The organism is Odoribacter sp. N15.MGS-14 (assembly GCF_000980245.1).
Taxonomy (GTDB): domain Bacteria; phylum Bacteroidota; class Bacteroidia; order Bacteroidales; family Marinifilaceae; genus Odoribacter; species Odoribacter splanchnicus.
Genome location: NZ_LARE01000226.1, coordinates 1 through 203 on the forward strand (window position 1 = coordinate 1; position 203 = coordinate 203).

Consider the following 203-nt stretch of genomic DNA (forward strand, 5'->3'; position numbering starts at 1 on the left):
GTCGTGAGACAGTTCGGTCCCTATCCGGCGTGGGCGTAGGATATCTGAGAGGAGCTGTCCTTAGTACGAGAGGACCGGGATGGACGGGCCGCTGGTGCATCGGTTAGACTGCCAAGTCTACGGCCGAGTAGCCAAGCCCGGAAGGGATAAACGCTGAAGGCATCTAAGCGTGAAGCCCCCCTTAAGATGAGATATCCCATTCG

Annotated in this window: 1 rRNA gene; it reads left to right on the plus strand. The window is 57.6% G+C overall.

Features of this window, described 5'->3' with window-relative positions:
• Positions 1 to 203: ribosomal RNA gene (locus WS34_RS15285) — 23S ribosomal RNA — on the plus strand; the annotation flags it as partial.